Genomic DNA, 17,739 nt, shown 5'->3' on the forward strand with positions numbered 1-17,739 from the left:
GCGAGCGATCAGTCCGAAACCGACTGTTACCGGTGATATTGGCGATTTTTCGTGAATCTGCCGGTAAAGTCGCGGAATGACCGCGAATCTCGATGCCGTCGATTGGGCGATCATCGACCAGCTGCAACAGGACGCGCGGATCTCCCTCAGCGAGCTGGGACGGCGCGTGAACCTCAGCGCGTCGGCCACCACCGAACGGGTGCGGCAGTTGGAGGCGCAGGGCGTCATCACCGGTTACCAGGCGACCGTCGACCTGGCCAAGGTCGGCTACCCCGTCCTGGCCCTGGTCCGGTTGAAGTATCCCGGCAACCATCACCAGCCGTTGCGCCGGGTGCTCGTCGAGCGCCGGGAGATCCTGGAGTGCCTGCGCACCACCGGAGACGATTGCTACACGCTGAAGGTGGCCGCGACCTCCATGGCGCATCTGGAGCACGTGATGGACGAGTTGGCCGGCTTCGGCAGCACGACCACCAACGTCGTCTACAGCCAGACGCTGCCCTACCGCGGCCCCGACCGGCCCTGAGCAACGGCCGAGCGGCAGGCGATCCTGAGCGCGCCGGCCTCCTCCCACATCCGAAGCTCGCGGGTTCGAATCCTGCCGGGCGCGGCACGCTCTTGGGGCCGTGGCCCTGGGCCGGTGGTTCGCTCCTGCCGGTGCGGGAGCGGGTTCCAGGATGCTGCCGGCCAGGTTGCGGCGGTTCCCTTTGTGTTGGCGTCGGGCGGCGCGCGAGCGGTCGGCCTTTAGGCTGACGCGGTGTGGGGTTGTTTCCGGTTTCGGACGGCGGAGTGGAAGAGCCGCTCTATCGACGGGTGCGGCGCGGGCTTGAGGAGGCGATCCTCGCCGGGCGGTTCGAGGACGGGCGGCTGCCGTCCTCCCGCGAACTGGCCGTCGAGCTGGGCGTGTCGCGCAATACCGTCAACCAGGCGTACCAGGAGCTGGTCACCGACGGCTTCGTGATCGCGCAGGCCCGGTCGGGCTACGTCGTCAACGATGAGATGGCCGTACGCCCGGCGGCCCGTCCGGCGGTACCGGCGGCGCCTCGCTGGCTGGACCGGCTGGCCCCGCCGCCGGGTTTCGCGGAACTGCCGCACATCCGCAAACCGGTGGATTGGGACGGTTACCGGTATCCGTTCGTCACCGGGCACCTGCCGCCCGAGACGTTCCCCGAGCGTGCGTGGCTGCGTTGCCTCAAGGAGGCGCTGCGGCCCGAGCACCGGCGCCACAGCCTTCAGGACGGCATCGACGCCGACGATCCGCTGCTGGTCGAGATGATCTGCAAGCAGATCCTCGCCGGCAGGGGCGTCGCCGCGACCCCCGACCGGGTTCTGGTCACCATCGGTTCCCAGCAGGCGCTGCACCTGGTCGCCACCGCCCTGGTACGGACGGGGACACGGGTCCTGGTCGAGAACCCCGGATATCCGGACGCCCGGCACATCCTCGCCCGCGCCGGGGCGAGGCTGGTCGCCGGGGAAGTGGACGACGGCGGTCTCATCGTCGACGAGCGGCTCCTGGACGTCGGGATGGTCGTCACCACACCGACCCATCACTACCCCTCGAACGTCACGATGAACGGCCGGCGCAGGCAACGGCTGGTCGCACTCGCCCACGAGCGGAACATCGTGGTGGTCGAGGACGACTATGACAGCGAGCTGCGCTTCGTCGGCAGGGCGTCCCCGGCGCTCGCCTCGCTTGGCCCCGAGGCGGTCGTGTACCTCGGCAGCTTCTCGAAGTTCCTGGCTCCGGGCCTGCGGCTGGGATTCGTGCACGGTCCGCCCGCTCTGATCGAGCACCTGCGGGACCTGCGCCGTTACACCGTTCGGCACCCGTCCGGGCACCAGCAGCGCGCCCTGGGCCTGCTCATCGCCTCCGGCGAGTACCGGCGCGGCGTGCGGCACCTGCGCGACGCGCTGCGGCTGCGCTGGGAGGAGGTGGTCGGCGCCGTGCGGCGGCACCTGCCCGACTGGGCGATGCGTCCGCGTGCGGGCGGGGTCAGCGTCTGGATCGGCGGGCCGTACGGGCTGGACACGCGCGAGCTCGCCGCCCGCGTCGCGTCGCGCGGTGTGCTCATCGAGCCCGGCGACACGTTCTTCTTCGCCCCGCCGGTGCCCCGGCACTGGATCAAGCTGGGGTTCGGCGCGATCGACCCCGCGCGGATCGACGCCGGGATCGTGCTGCTCGCCGAGGAGGCGGACCGCATGGCATCTGGTACCTGAGGATCACTCGAAACTGGCTCTTTGCACGGCACCACACAACCAATAGCATCCTTTTCCAACTAGTTTGATCTGAAAAGTGGGGTGTGAGGAAGGTGGCGCGTGCCCTGGTACTCAGAGCCGGCGGGGTCCTGGCCCTGCTGGCCGTCTGGTGGGCCGTCGCGGCCGCGCACATCTGGTCGGAGGTGTTCGTCCCGCCGCCCGGCGCGGTGTGGCATCAGCTGATCCAGACCTCCACCACGCACGACGGCGTGCGCGGTTACAGCGGCCACCTGCTGTACGAGCACCTGGGGGTCAGCCTGCGCCGCATCCTGCTGGGAAGCCTGTACGGCGTGGCGGGCGGGATCGTGCTCGGCCTGGTCGTCGGCCTGGTGCCGACCGTGCGGGCGCTGCTCGGGCCGCTCGTGACGTTCGTGCGCACGCTGCCTCCGCTGGCCTACTTCAGCCTGCTGATCATCTGGTTCGGGATCGACGAGGCGCCCAAGGTGACGCTGCTGTTCGTCGCCGCCCTGCCACCGGTCGCCGTGGCGACCGCCGACGCCGTGCGCGGGGTGCACGAGGACTACGTCTTCGCCGCCCGGTCCCTCGGGGCACGCCGGTGGCAGATCCCACTGAACATCGTGCTGCCCTCCGCCCTGCCCGAGGTCATCACCGGCGTCCGGGTCGCCGTCGGCGTCGCCTACACCACCGTCGTCGCCGCCGAGACGGTCAACGGGGTGCCCGGCATCGGCGGCATGATCCGCGACGCCCAGCGCTACAACCAGACCGACGTCGTGGTGCTCGGGCTGCTGGCCATCGGCGCCTCCGGCCTGCTCATCGACGGCCTGCTGCAACTGGCCGAACGCCGCCTCGTCCCCTGGCGCGGCAAGTCCTGACCCCCTGCGAAACCCGAAGAGAAGCAAGAGGCACGACCTTGAAGAAGACCTACGGACTCGTCCTCGCCGCGCTCTGCCTCGGACTGGCCGCCTGCTCCTCCGGCACCGGCGCGAGCAAGGCCGCCGCCGGCGGCGTCAACGGCGACGGCACTCCGAAGACGCTGCGGATCGGCTACCAGCTCATCCCGAACGGGGACCTGGTGGTCAAGGACCGGAAATGGCTGGAGCAGGCGCTGCCCCACACCAAGATCACCTGGTCCAGGTTCGACTCCGGCGGGGACGTGAACACCGCGATGATCGCCGGCTCGCTCGACATCGGGCTGGCCGGGTCCAGCCCGGTGACCAAGGGCCTTTCCGCCCCGCTGAACATCCCGTACAAGGTGCCGTGGATCTTCGACGTGATCGGCGAGAACGAGGCGCTCGTGGCGCGCGAGGCCACGTCGGTCACCGCGCTCAGGGGCAAGAAGATCGCCACGCCGTTCTCCTCGACCTCCCACTACAGCCTGCTGGCCGCGCTGCGGGACGCCGGGCTCGCCGAGTCCGACGTCAAGATCATTGACCTGGAGCCGCAGGACGTCCAGGCCGCCTGGCAACGAGGCGACATCGACGCCGCGTACGTGTGGACGCCGGTGCTCGGCACGCTGGAGAAGACCGGCAAGGTCCTCATCACCAGCAAGGACCTGGCCGCCAAGGGCAAGGTGACCGCCGACCTCGCCGTGGTGCGCACCGAGTTCGCCGACAGGTACCCCAAGGCGCTGACCACCTGGCTGCAGCAGCAGGACCGGGCGGTCGAACTGATCCGCGGCGACAGGGACGGCGCGGCCGCCGCCGTCGGACGCCAGCTCAACCTGCCCCCCGCCGAGGCCGCGCGCCAGATCGACCAGCTCATCCTGCTGGACGGCGAGCAGCAGGCGGGACCGGAGTACCTGGGCACGGCGGCCAAGCCCGGCGCGTTCGCGCAGACCCTCCACAGCACCGCCCAGTTCCTCAAGGCGCAGAACCAGCTCCCCTCGGTCCCGGCCTTGAGCGTCTTCCAGCAAGGCCTGGCCACGAAGGAACTCGGCGATGCCTTCCCAAGCTGATCCCGCGGTCTCCCTCCGGAACGTCTCGCTGGTGTTCGGCGGCGGGCGCGGACTCCTGCGGGACCCCGCCACCGTGCAGGCACTGCGGGACGTCGACGCCGACATCCCCGCCGGGCAGTTCGTGACCATCGTCGGCCCGTCCGGCTGCGGCAAGAGCACCCTGCTGCGGCTGGTCGCGGGTTTCGCCGAGCCCACCGCCGGAGAGGTCCTCGCGGCCGGCGCGCCGATCACCGGGCCGGGCCCGGATCGCGGCATCGTCTTCCAGCAGCCGCGCCTTTTCCCGTGGCTCAGCGTGCGCCGCAACATCGAATTCGGCCTGCGCACCACCCGCACCCCCAGAGCTCGGCGCGACCGGCGGGCCGACGAACTCCTGCGGCTCGTCGGCCTCGCCGACGCGGCCTCGCGGCGGCCGTACGAGCTGTCCGGCGGGATGCAGCAACGCGCGGCCATCGCACGGGCGCTGGCACCCGACCCCGACATCCTCCTGATGGACGAGCCCTTCGCCGCGCTGGACGCCCTCACCCGGGAGCGGCTGCAGGAAGAGCTGCGCCGCATCTGGCAGCAGACCGGCAAGACCGTCCTGTTCGTCACGCACAGCGTGGACGAGGCCGTCTTCCTCGGCACCCGCGTCATCGTCCTCAGCAAGCGCCCTGGACGGATCGTCCTCGACAGGGCCTCCACGCTGCCCGGCGAGGACGACCCGCACGCGCACCAGGACTTCCTCACGCTGCGCGAGGAGATCGCCGCCACCGTCCGCGAAGCCGCCGCCTGAAACCCCCACCATCAGGAAGGATCGCCATGCGTCTGCACTGGTTCCTGCCCACGACCGGCGACGGCCACGAGGTACGGACCGCCATCATGAGCACCGATGCGCACCGCCCGCCGGGCAGGCCGGGCAGCGTGCGTTACCTGGCGCAGGTGGCGCGGGCGGCCGAGGACGCCGGCTTCGAGGCGGCCCTCACCCCGGTCGGCGCGGGCTGCCCGGACCCGTGGATCGTCTGCGCGGCGGTCGCCCAGCACACCGGACGGCTGAAGCTGCTGGTGGCGTTCCGTCCGGGCTTCACCCTGCCGACTCTCCTGGCCCAGCAGGCACAGGCCTTCCAGGAGATCTCCGGCGGCCGCCTGCTGCTGAACGTCGTCACCGGCGGCGACCCGGTCGAGCAGCGATCGTACGGAGACTTCCTCGACCACGACGCCCGCTACGCCCGTACCGCCGAGTTCCTCGACGTGCTCCGCCGCACCTGGACGGGCCGTCGGTACGACTTCCACGGCGAGCACTACAAGATCGAGGACGGCCTGACCGCACCGCTCGACCCGATCCCGGACGTCTATTTCGGCGGCGCGTCCCCGGCGGCCGAACAGGTCGCGGCCGGGCATGCGGACGTCGCTCTGATGTGGGGCGAACCGCCCGCCGCCATCGCCGCCCGCGCCGCCCGCCTGCGAGCGCTGGCCGCGGCCGAGGGCCGGCATGTGCGTTTCGGCATCCGCCTGCACGTCATCGCCCGCGACACCGCCTCGGAGGCGTGGGCGGAGGCCGAACGCCTGCTGGCCGGCATGGATCCCGCCCGCATCGAGGCCGCGCAGCAGCGCTTCGCCCGTTTCGACTCGACGGGCCAGCAGCGCATGGCCGCACTGCACGGCGGGTCGGTGAAGGGGACGGACGCACGGAGCCTGGAGGTCGCGCCGGGCCTGTGGGCCGGCGTCGGGCTGGTACGCGAGGGCGCCGGGACGGCCCTCGTCGGATCGTACGACGAGGTGGCGGAACGGATCCGGGAGTATGCCGACCTGGGGATCGAGGAGTTCATCCTCTCCGGCTGGCCCCACCTCGAGGAGGCATACCGCGTCGGCGAGTACGTCATTCCCCGGCTGGCGCCCGGCCCGGCCGGGCTCGTGTCGGGGCAGGTCACCGGGTGAGCGACGCGCGGCGGTGCGGTTCGGCCTCGGCCGCCGCCGCGCCGAGCCGCGGGGTCAGCGGGGCTTGACCTCGCGCAGGCGGCCCGTCTCGACCTCGTACACGAATCCGCGCACCGCGCCGGTGTGCGGGATGAACGGGTCGGCCTTGATCCTGCCGATGGACTGCCGGACGTCCTGGTCCAGGTCCGTGAAAGCCTCGGCCGACCAGTCCGGCTTCAGGCCGACCTCGTCCTGGACGGCGGCCTTGAAGCCGTCGTCGGTGAAGGTGAGCATGCCGCAGTCGGTGTGGTGGACCAGGACGATCTCGCGGGTGCCGAGCAGCCGCTGGCTGATGGCCAGGCTGCGGCGCACGTCCGCGGTGACCACTCCGCCGGCGTTCCGGATGACGTGCGCGTCCCCCTCCGACAGGCCGAGCAGCCCGTAGGGGTTGAGGCGGGCGTCCATGCACGCGACCACCGCCGCCCCCTTGGCGGGCGGCAGGGGCAGGTCGCCCTTGCCGAAGCCCGCCGCGTAGCGCTCGGCGTTGGCGAGGAATCCGTCCGTCGTGCTCATGAGTCCTCCTTCATCCTGCGCGAAGTCCGATGTCCGGCCGCTCCGGCGGTCGCCCCCGGATGGACAGGAGGATATACCAAGTAAACAAGTAGGAATAGTTGCTAATAGGCGAGGGGCGTGTTGCCTTCGACTGCACTGGCGCTGAGCCGCTCGGCGCGCGCTCCATTGGACGGCGCTCCGCGACGCGGGTCGCGCTGCCTGCCGGACGCCGTCCCCTCCTGGACGCGGGGACCGCCCGATCCGGCCGGGACCCGGGCGCCAGGTGACAGGTCAGGGAACGTCCTCGCGCCGCCGAGGCGAGGCGGGTCACAACCGCGCGCACGACAGGCGCCCAACAACCGCCTGCTCGGAGTCGTCCGTGGCGATCAACGGGAGGGACGCCCGCCCAGAGGAAGGTCGTGGCGCTCTCCCCGCCATGACGGATCACGGCGACACAACCCGCCGGCATCGCCCGAAGGAGCGCGTACTCAAGACGCGCCGCGGCGGAATCACCAGCGGACCGGCAGGCTCTTGGGTCCTTTGACGAGTGCGTTCTTGCGCCATTCCACCTGGGATGCGGGGATCGCAAGCTCCAGAGCGGGAACTCGGCGAGCAGGACGCTCAGCGCTGTGGTGACTTCGAGGCCCGCGAGTCGGGCGCCCAGGCAGAAGTGCGCAGTGCTGGCGGGGGGGGACGCTTCGGGTCGAAGGCGGCCGGTTCGGGGAAGACCTCGGGGTCCCGGTTGGCCCGCGCCAGGAGCGGAAGGACCGTCTCTCCCTTGCGAACCGTCCCCGAGGGAAGGTCCACGTCCTCGGTCGCCACACGCGGCAGGCCGTAGGCGGCGGGCGTGTCATGCCGCAGGAGTTCCTCCACCAGCCCCTCAGCCATCGGCGCGGCGCCCTTGGCCAGTTCGGAGTAGACGCCGTCCGTCAGGAGCGTGAAGCCCCCGGTGGCTGTCAGGTTGGCGGTCGACTCGTGACTGGCCGCGATGAGGTTGGTGGTCAGGCTGACCAGTTCCGGTTCGCCGAGCGACGGGAAGACGGTGCTGCGTGCCTATTCGTCCGGGATGAGGTCGAGGGCGACCTCCAGTGCGGCGTCCTGCAGTTCGTTCTCGTCGATGTCCGTGTCGCGCATGGCGAAGTGGGTCATGTGCAGTGTGAGGATGGACAGGCGGGCGCGGATCTGGTCCGGGAGGCTCGTCTCCTTGTCGACCAGGAATTCGGCGAACGACTGCATGCGCGCGCGCATGTCGGCGCCGCCCTTCAGGTCCCGGACCGCCGGTTCGTTCTGCTGCATGAAGCGGAGCATCTCCTTGCCGGGACCCTGGATGATCTCGGCATAGCGGCGCACGAACTCCCGTCGCGACGCCGGGGTGGGCTGCTGCCCGCGCGCCCATTCCAGGAGCTCCTCGGCCTCGGCGTGGAAGTCCGCGAAGAGGCTGGCGACGATGTCCTCTTTGGTCTTGAAGTGGTAGTACAGCGCCGCCTTGGTCACGTCGAGCCGTTCGGCGATCTCGCGGAGCGAGGTCTTCTCGTAGCCCTGCTCGGCGAACAGCTCCAGGGCGACCCTGCGGATCTGCTCGCGGGTGTCGCTTCGTCGGCGGGTCATCACGTCCTCCCCAAACAATCTTACTTGACGACCGGCTAGTTTCCAGCTTACCGTACGACAAGTAAGCAAACTAGCCGGGCGGCAGGTAAGTACGATGGAGGGACGACCGGGATGAGTACGACACAGACGGAGAGCGGGGCGGGGGCCGCTCCCCAGAGCAAGCGCCAGATCTACATCGTGATGAGCGGGCTGATGATCGGGATGCTGCTCGCCATGCTGGACAACATGGTGGTCGGCACCGCGATGCCCACGATCGTCGGCGAGTTGGGCGGGTTGGCGCACCTGTCCTGGGTGGTCACCGCCTACACGCTCGCCACCGCCGCGGCGACGCCGATCTGGGGCAAGCTCGGTGACATCTACGGCCGCAAGGGCATGTTCATGGCCGCCATCGTGCTGTTCCTGGCCGGGTCGGCACTGGCCGGCATGGCGCACAGCATGATGCAGCTGATCGCCTTCCGCGGCCTCCAGGGACTGGGCGCCGGTGGCCTGATGGTCGGGGCGATGGCCATCATCGGCGACCTGGTGCCGCCCCGCGAGCGCGGGCGCTACCAGGGGCTGATGGCCGCGGTCATGCCGCTGGCGTTCATCGGGGGCCCGCTGCTGGGCGGCCTGGTCACCGACCACCTCAGCTGGCGGTGGGCCTTCTACGTCAACCTTCCGCTGGGCGCCCTCGCCCTGGTGGTCACCGCGCTGACCATGCACCTTCCCAAGCGTCCCCGCGGCACCTCCCGCATCGACTATGCCGGCGCGGCCCTGCTGACCGGCGGCATCGTCTGCCTGTCGCTGATGACCAGCTGGGGCGGTCTGGAGTACGCCTGGACCTCCGCCACGATCATCGGCCTGGGCGCCGGCGCGGCCGTCCTGCTGACGCTGTTCGTGCTGTGGGAGCTGCGTGTCGAGTCCCCGATCCTGCCGATGAGCCTGTTCCGCAGCCGTAACTTCACTCTGGCCTCGGTGCTGGGCTTCCTGGTCGGCTTCGCGATGTTCGGTGCGGTGACCTTCCTGCCGCAGTTCCAGCAGCTGGTACAGGGAGCCTCGGCCACCAACAGCGGCCTGCTCCTGCTGCCGTTGATGATGGGCATGCTCGTCACCACCATGGCGGTCGGACAGCTGGTGACCCGCACCGGGCGCTACCGCGTCTACCCCATCGTGGGCGGCGTGTTCATGACCGCGGGCATGCTGCTGCTGGCCCAGCTCACCGTGGGCTCCACCCGGCTGACCACCGGGCTGTTCATGCTCGTGCTGGGCGCCGGTATGGGGTTCCTGATGCAGAACACGATGCTCATCGCGCAGAACAGCGTGGAGATGAAGGACATGGGCGCGGCCAGCGGCGCGGCCACCCTGTTCCGGACGATCGGCGGCTCGCTCGGCGTGTCGATCCTCGGCGCGATCTACAGCAGCCACCTGACCGGTGCGCTGACCGACCGGCTCGGCGAGCAGGCAGGCGAGTCGATCTCCGGCAGCGGCGGCCAGCTCACTCCGGCGCTGCTCAAGCGGATGCCGGTCAACGTGCGCGACGCCGTGGAGCACGCGGTCACCTCAGGTGTCCACAACGTCTTCCTCTGGGCGTCCGCGTTCACGCTGCTGGCCATCGTCGCCGCCTGGTTCATCCGCGAAACCCCGCTGCGCGGCGGCGCCGCCGACCAGTCCGCCCCCGAGGACCGCGCACTCACCGAACCCGTCACGGTCTGACCCGTCGCAGCACCACCAGGGGCCGTCCTCCCCAAGAGGACGGCCCCCGTCTCGTTCAGGCCGGGCGCCAACTTCGCAACACCAAAGCCCAGCCCAGCGAGGGTTCGCCGTCCCGCTACTCGCCCTAGTCAGGATGGCCGCGATCGTCTCCGCCTTCTCGTCCACAAGAAGGTGAGCATGCCTTCTCTGCCAGCACCGAAGAAGGCGTGCCGGACGGCTGTCTCATCACCTGCGCGGCGAATCCAAAGGGCGATCCGTGCGAGTCATCGCCTCGACGCCTCCGGCAACCGGACGGCGCGGCCCGGTGCGCCGTCTCGTCGGTAGTCTGGCTCGGTGCGGGCGTTGAGGATGACGGCGGCGTCTTCGGCGGATCAGGGACCAGGTCGAAAAGCAGATCATGCCCGGCCCGCAACAATAGAGTCGTGGCCCATGGCGCAGGTCGTCCAGCCGGATGGGTGGGACCTCTAGCCCCCATAGTCAGCAGCAGGAACTAATCAGAAACGACCACTGGCGCCAGCGGATCCGATGCAAGGTCTCGCGACGGCGCACCAGGCGGTCAGCACTGACCGCTCCGCGGGCACAGCACTAACCCCGGCTTGGGCTCGGCATTCCCAGCCCGCCAACCGACAAAGGGTTATTTAACCAAATCACCTCGCCCTATTTCTCAATCTCAAGACGAAATCCGCGAGAATCCTCGGTCAAGGCTCCACAGTATGTATCGAAATTGAGATGCCTTCCATCTGGGACGCCGTTTTGCGCGAGAGTGAGAAGATGCCGAGCCAGAGAAATCAGACCTGCCGAATTTCCGGATATCACTACAGTCGGTTCAGGCGAGGACTCGACCTCAGCCCGCAGATAGGCACCCTCTTCCCACCAGGTTGAGACACCTGCCTCAGACCTATACTCGGCAATTCGAATCGATTCCACCCTGACGTGGGGGTCACCACTGTCAACGCCTACGGAAGATGCCACCCGGGCTCCTCTGGAAGGTAGATATGGAGATTACTCACCGGCCTGCGCAAGATCCGCATCCGTCATACGAACCTGGCGAAGGCCATCTCGACTGAGAAATCTACCACCGCCCATATCCTGATAACCCTTTCCTAAAAAACTCCAGGATCCCGCGATGCGGTCGGTTCCCCAGGCTGAACGGCGATGGTGTCGAATCCACTTGTGTGCCGCACACGGCAGCTCTCCGCCGACCCAAGAGCAAGGCCTGAAGTTATGCGCGGAAGGATCTTGTGTGCCGGGGTGTGCACACAGGCGAGCCGAGGCGCAGAGCCGTCGGAGATCTTCGGATTCCAAATCCTACAGTCGCGGATCGGAATCCTTCCGGGCGCGGCCCCGCCCTGTGGTTTGTGCCAGCAGACTACCTGAGCAGCATCCCATGGGCATGCCGCAGTACCGCATGCAATCACTAGCCCCTGACAACGACAAGGCTTACACGCGCCTTTTCGCCGCAGCAGATTTACGAATCACATACGACTCCGCTATCCGCGAGTAGCTCCAGCCGCAATCAGCCTAACGGCTTCGCGAACTCTCTCCTCGTCGGGCATCTCGCTGTAGCACCTCGCCAGGCCATCCCTCACGATCGCATTGAGTTGATCCATGGGGAGCTTACCCAAAGCACCATTAACGTGTGCCGCCAACACAAGGACCTCCCTTATCACGTCATCATACTCTCCAGGATTTCCTGGATATACGATCTCCAACGGGTCAGCACGCTCCAAGGCTTTCGTAAGCAGGGAGTATGCATCGGGAAAGCGGCGGCGAAGCACTTCACGGACGAGTGAAAATTCTGACGATGTTTGAAGCATCCAGAACGGTTCTTTAAAACTCAAGCCTTCACTTCCTATTCAGCACCGCCTTGAGAACGGCATTGCCGTTTTTCTTGATCCGATACACAACGTAACCATCGTCGCCAAACAGAACGAGCACACGATCAGGTTTGGTATCTGCGGTAGTCCCCTCAGGGACGCCATCTCTTTGAATTGATTTACCAAGGCCCTGCAGGGCACTTCTCGCCGATGCGGTATCGTCAAATTCGTCCAGACGCCGCACAGCTCGTTCTGCTGCGTGGGTCATATTGCTGTTAGCAACCTTCGATGGCACATCGCCGACACCAGGCACACACGGCAGGTCGTCGTTGTGCACCAGGACCGGCGTGTCACCGGCTTCTACATAGTACGTGTGGAAGTTGGCGATAGTGAGGTTGTGGACGCGTTGATTGTGGGTGGTCCAGTGTTTGGTGGCGGTGACCCTGGACGTAGGTGCCGGCGCTGGTGCGGAGCCACATGCCCGGTTTGAGGTCGGCGGCTTTCACCCACTTGTTGAGGCTGCCGGCCACCCAGAAGCGGTGCGCGTCGGTGGAGATGACGACGCCGCTCTTGGGGCGCAGGGGGCTGGCGGGCTTCTTGACTCCGCGTCTGCCGGCCAGAAGGGACGGAGTCCGGTGGTGTCGATGGTGATCTGGACGAGGTTCTTGGTGCCCTTGCTCGTGATCGTGGCTAGGACTGGCTCGGCCTCGGTCTTTCCTGTTTGTGGGTCGGTTGCCAGGACCTCGTTCCCGACCTTGACGTCTTCGATGTTCCGGTAGCTACCGTCAGCGAGCAGAACCTGAGTTCCAGGCACGAAGCTGCTGGGCATTTTTTGGCCGCTTGTTCTAGGCCTGTCGGTGCGTAGTCTCCGCAGGAGCCGCCTCCGCAGGGTTGTTGTTGGCGTAGCTGTAGCCGTTCAACTGCTGGGGGTCGGCCGGATCAAGGAGGGGGTCGACGGAGATGAACCGGCCTGTTGCCGGTTCGTATACGCGGGCGCCCAGGTGGGTGAGGCCGGTGGTGTCGTTAGTGCCGCCGAAAAGCCCTTGTCCATGACGGTGGGCCAGATGCCGGTGGATCCGCCGCGGTCTTCTCCGAAGGGCGTGTAGCGGCGCTGGCTGAGGTTGGTCGGGTTGGCAGCGGGGACGGAGAGTTGGGCGGTGTTCTGATGGTCGGCCGCCAGGAGGGTGATGCCGGTGGCGGTGCGCATGGCGACGATCTGGCCGCATGGGAGTAGTAGCGCGTGGCGGTGACGCTTCCGTTGCTGAGGCGGAATTCCATGCCCGGCAGGTACAGGACGGTGCCGGACTTGTCGCGGCGGACGAGCCTCTTGCCGTCGGCGGCGTAGACGAAGGTGGTGTCGCCCTGGGCGGTGTCGGTGACCTTGGTGTCCTTTGTAGGTGGGGTCTACGCCGGTGTCTCCTGCGTAGCGGTAGTCATGGTCTCCTTGCCAGACACCGCCGGCGGTTCCGGTCCCCCAGCTCTCTTCCTTGGTCCGATTCCCGTCCGGGTTGTAGCTGTACTTCTTGCGGTACGGAGCCGGTCCTGCGACTTCGGCGGTGGAGGGGGTCGTGGCACAGGCAGTGGTGTTCTGCGTCCAGGCATCGGTGAGGCAGGCGTAGCCGTCGATCGTCGACGGCCTTGCCTCCGGCTGACAGCACGTAGCCGCGGAGCTGGCCGATGTTGGTGTAGCTGGTGCCGGTGACGTATTGGGAGTTCCCGGTCAGCGTGAGCGGGCGCTTCAGGTTCTCGTCGTTGCCGGCGGGGATCCTGCGCACCGACGCCCACGCTCACCGGCCGTTGCCCGGCCCGCGTCATCGCTGTGCTTGGGGCCTTCTCCCACACGTGGTCCCAAGGCCAAGTAGGTCTCTGTGATCGCGGTTCGGGTGGTGAGAAGTTCGGCTGGTCGGACGTGCGGTCGTGGGTCAAGGGGTGCGGGGTTGGACTCTCCCTCGGTGGGAGGGTTCACGATGATGGCGTGCGAGACGAACCACTCCTCGGACCGGCGGAGGCACAGCAGGAAGTGCTGATGACCCGGCTGGTCATCCCTTCGAAGAGAGCATTGGCATGACCACGGTAAGAGATATCGATGCCCGCGGTGCGCAGCACTGCGAGACGACGGCGCTGGGGGTGCTTCTGCGGCACCAAGGACTCGATCTGTCCGAGCCCATGCTCTTCGGCCTCGGCTCCGGCCTCTCCTTCATCTACTGGGACGGCAAGAACATGGGCTTTCCCTTCCTCGGAGGACGGGTCAAGCCGTTCGACCTCACCAGGAACCTGGCCGCCGGACTCGGGCTGGAACTCCTGGTCCAGGAGACCACCTCGCCCCGCAGGGGTTGGGAGAACGTGGTGGCCTCCATCGACGACGGCCACCCTGTCGGGCTGCAGCTCGACAGCTTCTACCTGGACTACTTCGGGTCGAAGGTGCACTTCGGCGGTCATGTCGTCGCCATGTACGGCTACGACGACCACGACGCCTACCTGGTGGACACCGACCAGCAGGGCGGCGCGGTGTCCACCAGTCTGACGAGCCTCGCCCAGGCCAGGGCCGCGCGCGGCCCGATGACCGCCAAGCACCGGTCCTTCACCCTCACCGCTGCGAGGGGCCTGCCCTCCCCGCAGAGCCAGATCATTCCCGCCATCACCGCCTGCGCCGACGCCTTCCTCAACCCGCCCATCGCCAACCTCGGTCACCGCGGCATCGAGAAGGCCGGCACGTTGGTGCGCACCTGGTTCCAGCGGACCGACGACCCGCAGCGGGACCTGCCGCAGGCGGCCCTGTTGATGGAGAGGGCGGGCACCGGCGGCGCCCTGTTCCGTAACATCTACCGCGACTTCCTCGCCGAATGCGCCCAACTGGTCGACAGCGGCCACCTGCGCACCGGCCACGAGCTGTACGGCGAGGCGGCCTGCCTGTGGACGGAAGTCGCAGCGCTGGTCACGAAAGCCGGTGAGTCGGGCGATGCGCAGTGCCTCGTCCAGGCAGGCACCGTCCTCCACGATCTTTCACGCATAGAGCGCGAGGCCATGCAGGTGCTGAGCCGCCTGGGGAACTGACGCGACCCCGTCCTGGCAGGTTGCAGAACCCTGGCCACGGCCGGACGCGGAACTCGGTCGGTCGGCCCGGGATGACCCGCGTATGCCGGGACGGCACCGGCTCAGGCCGGGGCGGGCAGACGGATCGAGGCGAGTTTGGCCGGGTCGACGACGATGTGGATACCGGTGATCCGGCCTCCGGTGACGGTGAAGGCGATGACGGAGAGAGGGGCTCCGTCGGGGCGCCAGGACATGTGGCCGGGGATGCCGTTGACCAGCACGGGCCGGTGGCGGGCCGCCTCGCCGGAGAACATCCGGGCGCGGGCGGCGACCGTGGTGGCGCCGAGGGTGACGACCACGCCGTCGGGGGTGTCGACGGTCAGCTTCACGTCCGGGTCCAGGACGCGCAGGAGCGCTTCGAAGTCGCCGCTGAGGGCGGCGGCGCGGAAGGCCTGGACGACCTCTCGGTGCTCGCGGCCGGGATCCGCCGGCCGGCCCGTGGCTTGGACCTTCCGGCGGGCGCGGCTGGCGATCATCTTGCCGGCGTCGGCGGACTTGCCCAGGATCTGACCGATTTCGTGGAAAGGGACCGCGAACATGTCGTGCAGGACGAACGCCAGGCGCTCGTTCGGGGTGAGCGAGTCGAGCACGACCAGCAGGGCGAGGCCGACCGAGTCGGCCAGGGCCGCCTGCTCGTCCGGCGCGGGGGCGTCGGCGGGCGTCACCACCAGGTCCGCGGACTCTTGCCCGTAGGCGGTCTCGGGGTGGGCGCGGCGAGATCTCAGGAGGTCCAGGCTGATCCGGCCGACCACGGTGGTCAGCCAGCCCGCCAGGTTGGCGATGGTCGCCTCGTCCTGGCGGACGAGGCGCATCCAGGCTTCCTGGACCACGTCCTCGGCGTCGGCGTGCGAGCCCAGCACGCGGTACGCGACGGCGACCAGCCGGTCCCGCTGGGCTTCGAACGCCTCGGTCACCAGGCCGGAGGGGCGGGCGGTCACGGCTTCCGCTGCTGCCGGAGCGAGATCCGGTTGCCGTCCGGGTCCACCGCCTCGATGCGGACCCCGAACGGGTAGTCCTCGGGTTCGGGCTCATCGAAGGTGACGCCGCGCCGGCGCATGGTCTCGAAGTCCTTTCGCAGATCGTCGGTTTCGAGGATCAGCGGACCGGGCGCGGTATGCCGGCCCCCGCCCCCCCGCCGTCCCGCGCCGGCGGCGTGCGACCACAGGATGATCTGTACCGGGCCGTCGGGCACGCCGACGGTGAGGAACCGTCCGTCGGGCCCCGGGAAGTCGATCCGCTTCTCCAGGCCGAGTCCCTCGGTGTAGAACCCCAGCGCTCGGTCCTGATCGGTGACGTAGACCGTCACGTACATGATGTTGGTCAGCATCCCGTTCTCGATTCACTCGTCGGTGCGGCGACCGTTTTCCGTCGTCACACCCATGACGAGTGCCGGCGGGAGAAGGTAACAGGACGCCGGCACTTCAACCGCAGCGGCTTCCGCAGGCAGCGCTTCGGCGCGCCCCCCCGGGTGAGCCGGGCCTGCGGCGCAGTCGAATGAACACGGTTGTCTGTTCGTCAGCGGGACGGCTAGGGTCGGCCCGTGAGTGATCTGGGCCAGGTCCTCGCCCACCGGTACCGGTTGACGGATCTCCTGGGGCAGGGCGGCATGGGAGCCGTCTGGCACGCGCGCGACGTTCAGCTGGACCGGGACGTGGCCGTCAAGGAGCTCCGGCTTCCCGAGCAGCTGGGCGCCGCCCAGCGCGCGAGGTTGGTCGCGCGGCTGGACCGGGAGGCACGCGCCGGCGCGAGGCTGAAGCATCCCGGCATCGTCACCGTCCATGACCTGGTCACCGGAGATGACGGGCGCCCCTGGATCGTCATGGAGCTGGTCCACGGCGGGTCGCTGGACGACCTGCTCAAGTCCCAAGGGCCCCTCGCACCGCGGCAGGCGGCGGGAATCGGCCTGCAGATGCTGGACGCCCTCCGTACGGCGCACCGAGCGGGCATCACCCACCGGGACGTCAAGCCCGCCAACGTGCTCCTGGAAGGCGACCGGGTCGTCCTGACGGACTTCGGCATCGCCGCCCTTGAGGACGAGACGACCCTCACCCGTTCTGGCGAGATCATGGGGACCCCCGCCTTCATGTCCCCCGAGCAGGTGCGGGGCCTCCCGACGAGCGCCGCCACCGACCTGTGGTCGCTGGGCGCGACCCTCTACACAGCCACGGAGGGCCGTCCCCCGTTCGGCGGCACGAGCACCGGAGCGGTCTTCGTCGCCGTGGCGACCGAAGACCCCGCGCCCGCCGTCCGCGCCGGTCCCCTGGAACCAGTGATCAGCGGCCTTCTCCGCAAGGACCCGGCCCAGCGGCTTACCGCCGATCAGGTGCGCGCGACACTGGCCCGTCTCAGTTCCGGTCCACCGGCAGATGCCGCAGCGCCCGGCCGCGCACCCGCGCAGGGGTCCGCCCACGAGCCGCCGCCGATCTCGCCCGCGGCGCAGCGCGGGAAACTCCTGTGGGTGGCGCTGGTCGCCGCGGCGGTGACCGTCGTGGCCGCTGTGGCGGTGTCCGCATTCGTGATCCTCACCGGCGGCGACTCCACCTACGAGAACAATGTGAGCATCGCCGAGAAGCTGGGAGCGCCCAGCGGCTACACCCGTACATCGGCGAGGAAGGTGGGCGGCAGCCGGGCGGAGGTGACGTTCACCGGCGCCCGCAGGTGCACGTCAGGGTGCTCCGGTCCTGCCACCACCGCGGATCGCGCGGAGTTCGCCGCCATCACGGAATGGCTCACGACCAGGCCCGGCATCGCGGCAGTGCACCCCCCGGCGCTGTCCCCGGACGGCAAGAGCTGCATCATCGGCGTTCAACCCGTCCGCGTACCAGGCGTCGTCAAGGCTCAGGTGGTACTCCGCGACGACAGGACCCTCCTGCAGATCGAGGTCACCTGAGCCCGGCGGGCCATCGATCTGGCTCG

At 68.6% G+C, this 17,739-nt stretch carries 17 protein-coding genes; 9 read left to right on the forward strand and 8 right to left on the reverse strand.

Going from position 1 to position 17,739, the window contains the following annotated elements; translation table 11 throughout:
* Positions 1–76: 76 nt before the first annotated feature.
* The 6 genes from AB0H37_RS05145 to AB0H37_RS05170 all read left to right on the forward strand — a co-directional run bounded on the left by AB0H37_RS05145 (position 77) and on the right by AB0H37_RS05170 (position 6,082).
* A complete protein-coding gene (locus AB0H37_RS05145) occupies positions 77–523 on the forward strand; it encodes an Lrp/AsnC family transcriptional regulator (RefSeq protein ID WP_360611489.1) in 447 nt (148 codons plus the stop codon).
* Positions 524–810: 287 nt separating this feature from the next.
* Complete coding sequence (locus AB0H37_RS05150) at positions 811–2,214, forward strand: PLP-dependent aminotransferase family protein (protein ID WP_360611491.1); 1,404 nt, start codon at positions 811–813, stop codon at positions 2,212–2,214.
* Between the two features lie 92 nt (positions 2,215–2,306).
* A complete protein-coding gene (locus tag AB0H37_RS05155) occupies positions 2,307–3,086 on the forward strand; it encodes an ABC transporter permease (protein WP_229810538.1) in 780 nt (259 codons plus the stop codon).
* Positions 3,087–3,124: 38 nt separating this feature from the next.
* Positions 3,125–4,168, forward strand: coding sequence for a glycine betaine ABC transporter substrate-binding protein (locus AB0H37_RS05160; RefSeq protein ID WP_360611494.1), 1,044 nt, complete (start codon positions 3,125–3,127; stop codon positions 4,166–4,168).
* The gene (locus tag AB0H37_RS05165; protein WP_360611496.1) at positions 4,152–4,940 is read left to right on the forward strand and encodes an ABC transporter ATP-binding protein; all 789 of its coding nucleotides are present in this window, start codon (positions 4,152–4,154) and stop codon (positions 4,938–4,940) included. Before AB0H37_RS05160 ends, AB0H37_RS05165 begins: the two co-directional genes overlap by 17 nt.
* Positions 4,941–4,966: 26 nt before the next feature.
* Positions 4,967–6,082, forward strand: a complete 1,116-nt coding sequence (locus tag AB0H37_RS05170) for an LLM class flavin-dependent oxidoreductase (protein ID WP_179836841.1) — start codon at positions 4,967–4,969, stop codon at positions 6,080–6,082.
* A gap of 54 nt (positions 6,083–6,136) precedes the next feature.
* Here AB0H37_RS05170 and AB0H37_RS05175 read toward each other — a convergent pair whose 3' ends face one another.
* From AB0H37_RS05175 to AB0H37_RS05185, 3 genes are all read right to left on the reverse strand, one after another.
* The gene (locus AB0H37_RS05175; protein ID WP_179836842.1) at positions 6,137–6,634 is read right to left on the reverse strand and encodes a carbonic anhydrase; all 498 of its coding nucleotides are present in this window, start codon (positions 6,632–6,634) and stop codon (positions 6,137–6,139) included.
* Positions 6,635–7,234: 600 nt separating this feature from the next.
* The gene (locus tag AB0H37_RS05180; RefSeq protein WP_360611498.1) at positions 7,235–7,501 is read right to left on the reverse strand and encodes a cytochrome P450; all 267 of its coding nucleotides are present in this window, start codon (positions 7,499–7,501) and stop codon (positions 7,235–7,237) included.
* Between the two features lie 165 nt (positions 7,502–7,666).
* The gene (locus AB0H37_RS05185; protein ID WP_329087011.1) at positions 7,667–8,221 is read right to left on the reverse strand and encodes a helix-turn-helix domain-containing protein; all 555 of its coding nucleotides are present in this window, start codon (positions 8,219–8,221) and stop codon (positions 7,667–7,669) included.
* Between the two features lie 111 nt (positions 8,222–8,332).
* Between AB0H37_RS05185 and AB0H37_RS05190 the strand changes: the two genes are divergently transcribed.
* Complete coding sequence (locus AB0H37_RS05190) at positions 8,333–9,913, forward strand: MDR family MFS transporter (RefSeq protein ID WP_360611501.1); 1,581 nt, start codon at positions 8,333–8,335, stop codon at positions 9,911–9,913.
* Between the two features lie 1,490 nt (positions 9,914–11,403).
* On the opposite strand, the gene AB0H37_RS05195 is transcribed toward AB0H37_RS05190, so the two are convergent.
* The 3 genes from AB0H37_RS05195 to AB0H37_RS05205 form a co-directional block, all read right to left on the reverse strand.
* A complete protein-coding gene (locus AB0H37_RS05195) occupies positions 11,404–11,754 on the reverse strand; it encodes a hypothetical protein (RefSeq protein WP_329087008.1) in 351 nt (116 codons plus the stop codon).
* Positions 11,755–11,758: 4 nt separating this feature from the next.
* Complete coding sequence (locus tag AB0H37_RS05200) at positions 11,759–12,067, reverse strand: hypothetical protein (protein ID WP_360611503.1); 309 nt, start codon at positions 12,065–12,067, stop codon at positions 11,759–11,761.
* A gap of 508 nt (positions 12,068–12,575) precedes the next feature.
* Positions 12,576–12,956 carry an RHS repeat-associated core domain-containing protein gene (locus AB0H37_RS05205; protein ID WP_360611505.1) on the reverse strand — a complete coding sequence of 127 codons (381 nt, stop codon included), beginning with the start codon at positions 12,954–12,956 and terminating at the stop codon, positions 12,576–12,578.
* 838 nt (positions 12,957–13,794) lie between these two features.
* On the opposite strand from AB0H37_RS05205, the gene AB0H37_RS05210 reads away from it, so the two are divergent.
* On the forward strand, positions 13,795–14,784 hold the full coding sequence (locus AB0H37_RS05210) for a BtrH N-terminal domain-containing protein (RefSeq protein ID WP_360611507.1): 990 nt from the start codon (positions 13,795–13,797) through the stop codon (positions 14,782–14,784).
* A 101-nt stretch (positions 14,785–14,885) separates the two neighbouring features.
* Here AB0H37_RS05210 and AB0H37_RS05215 read toward each other — a convergent pair whose 3' ends face one another.
* Positions 14,886–15,761 carry a sigma-70 family RNA polymerase sigma factor gene (locus AB0H37_RS05215; protein WP_360611509.1) on the reverse strand — a complete coding sequence of 292 codons (876 nt, stop codon included), beginning with the start codon at positions 15,759–15,761 and terminating at the stop codon, positions 14,886–14,888.
* A complete protein-coding gene (locus AB0H37_RS05220; RefSeq protein ID WP_360611511.1) occupies positions 15,758–16,150 on the reverse strand; it encodes a VOC family protein in 393 nt (130 codons plus the stop codon). The genes AB0H37_RS05215 and AB0H37_RS05220 overlap by 4 nt, the downstream gene beginning before the upstream one ends.
* Positions 16,151–16,363: 213 nt before the next feature.
* On the opposite strand from AB0H37_RS05220, the gene AB0H37_RS05225 reads away from it, so the two are divergent.
* Positions 16,364–17,713 carry a serine/threonine-protein kinase gene (locus AB0H37_RS05225; protein WP_360611513.1) on the forward strand — a complete coding sequence of 450 codons (1,350 nt, stop codon included), beginning with the start codon at positions 16,364–16,366 and terminating at the stop codon, positions 17,711–17,713.
* Positions 17,714–17,739 lie beyond the last annotated feature (26 nt).

This window comes from Actinomadura sp. NPDC023710 (genome assembly GCF_040639875.1).
Taxonomy (GTDB): Bacteria; Actinomycetota; Actinomycetes; order Streptosporangiales; family Streptosporangiaceae; genus Spirillospora; species Spirillospora citrea.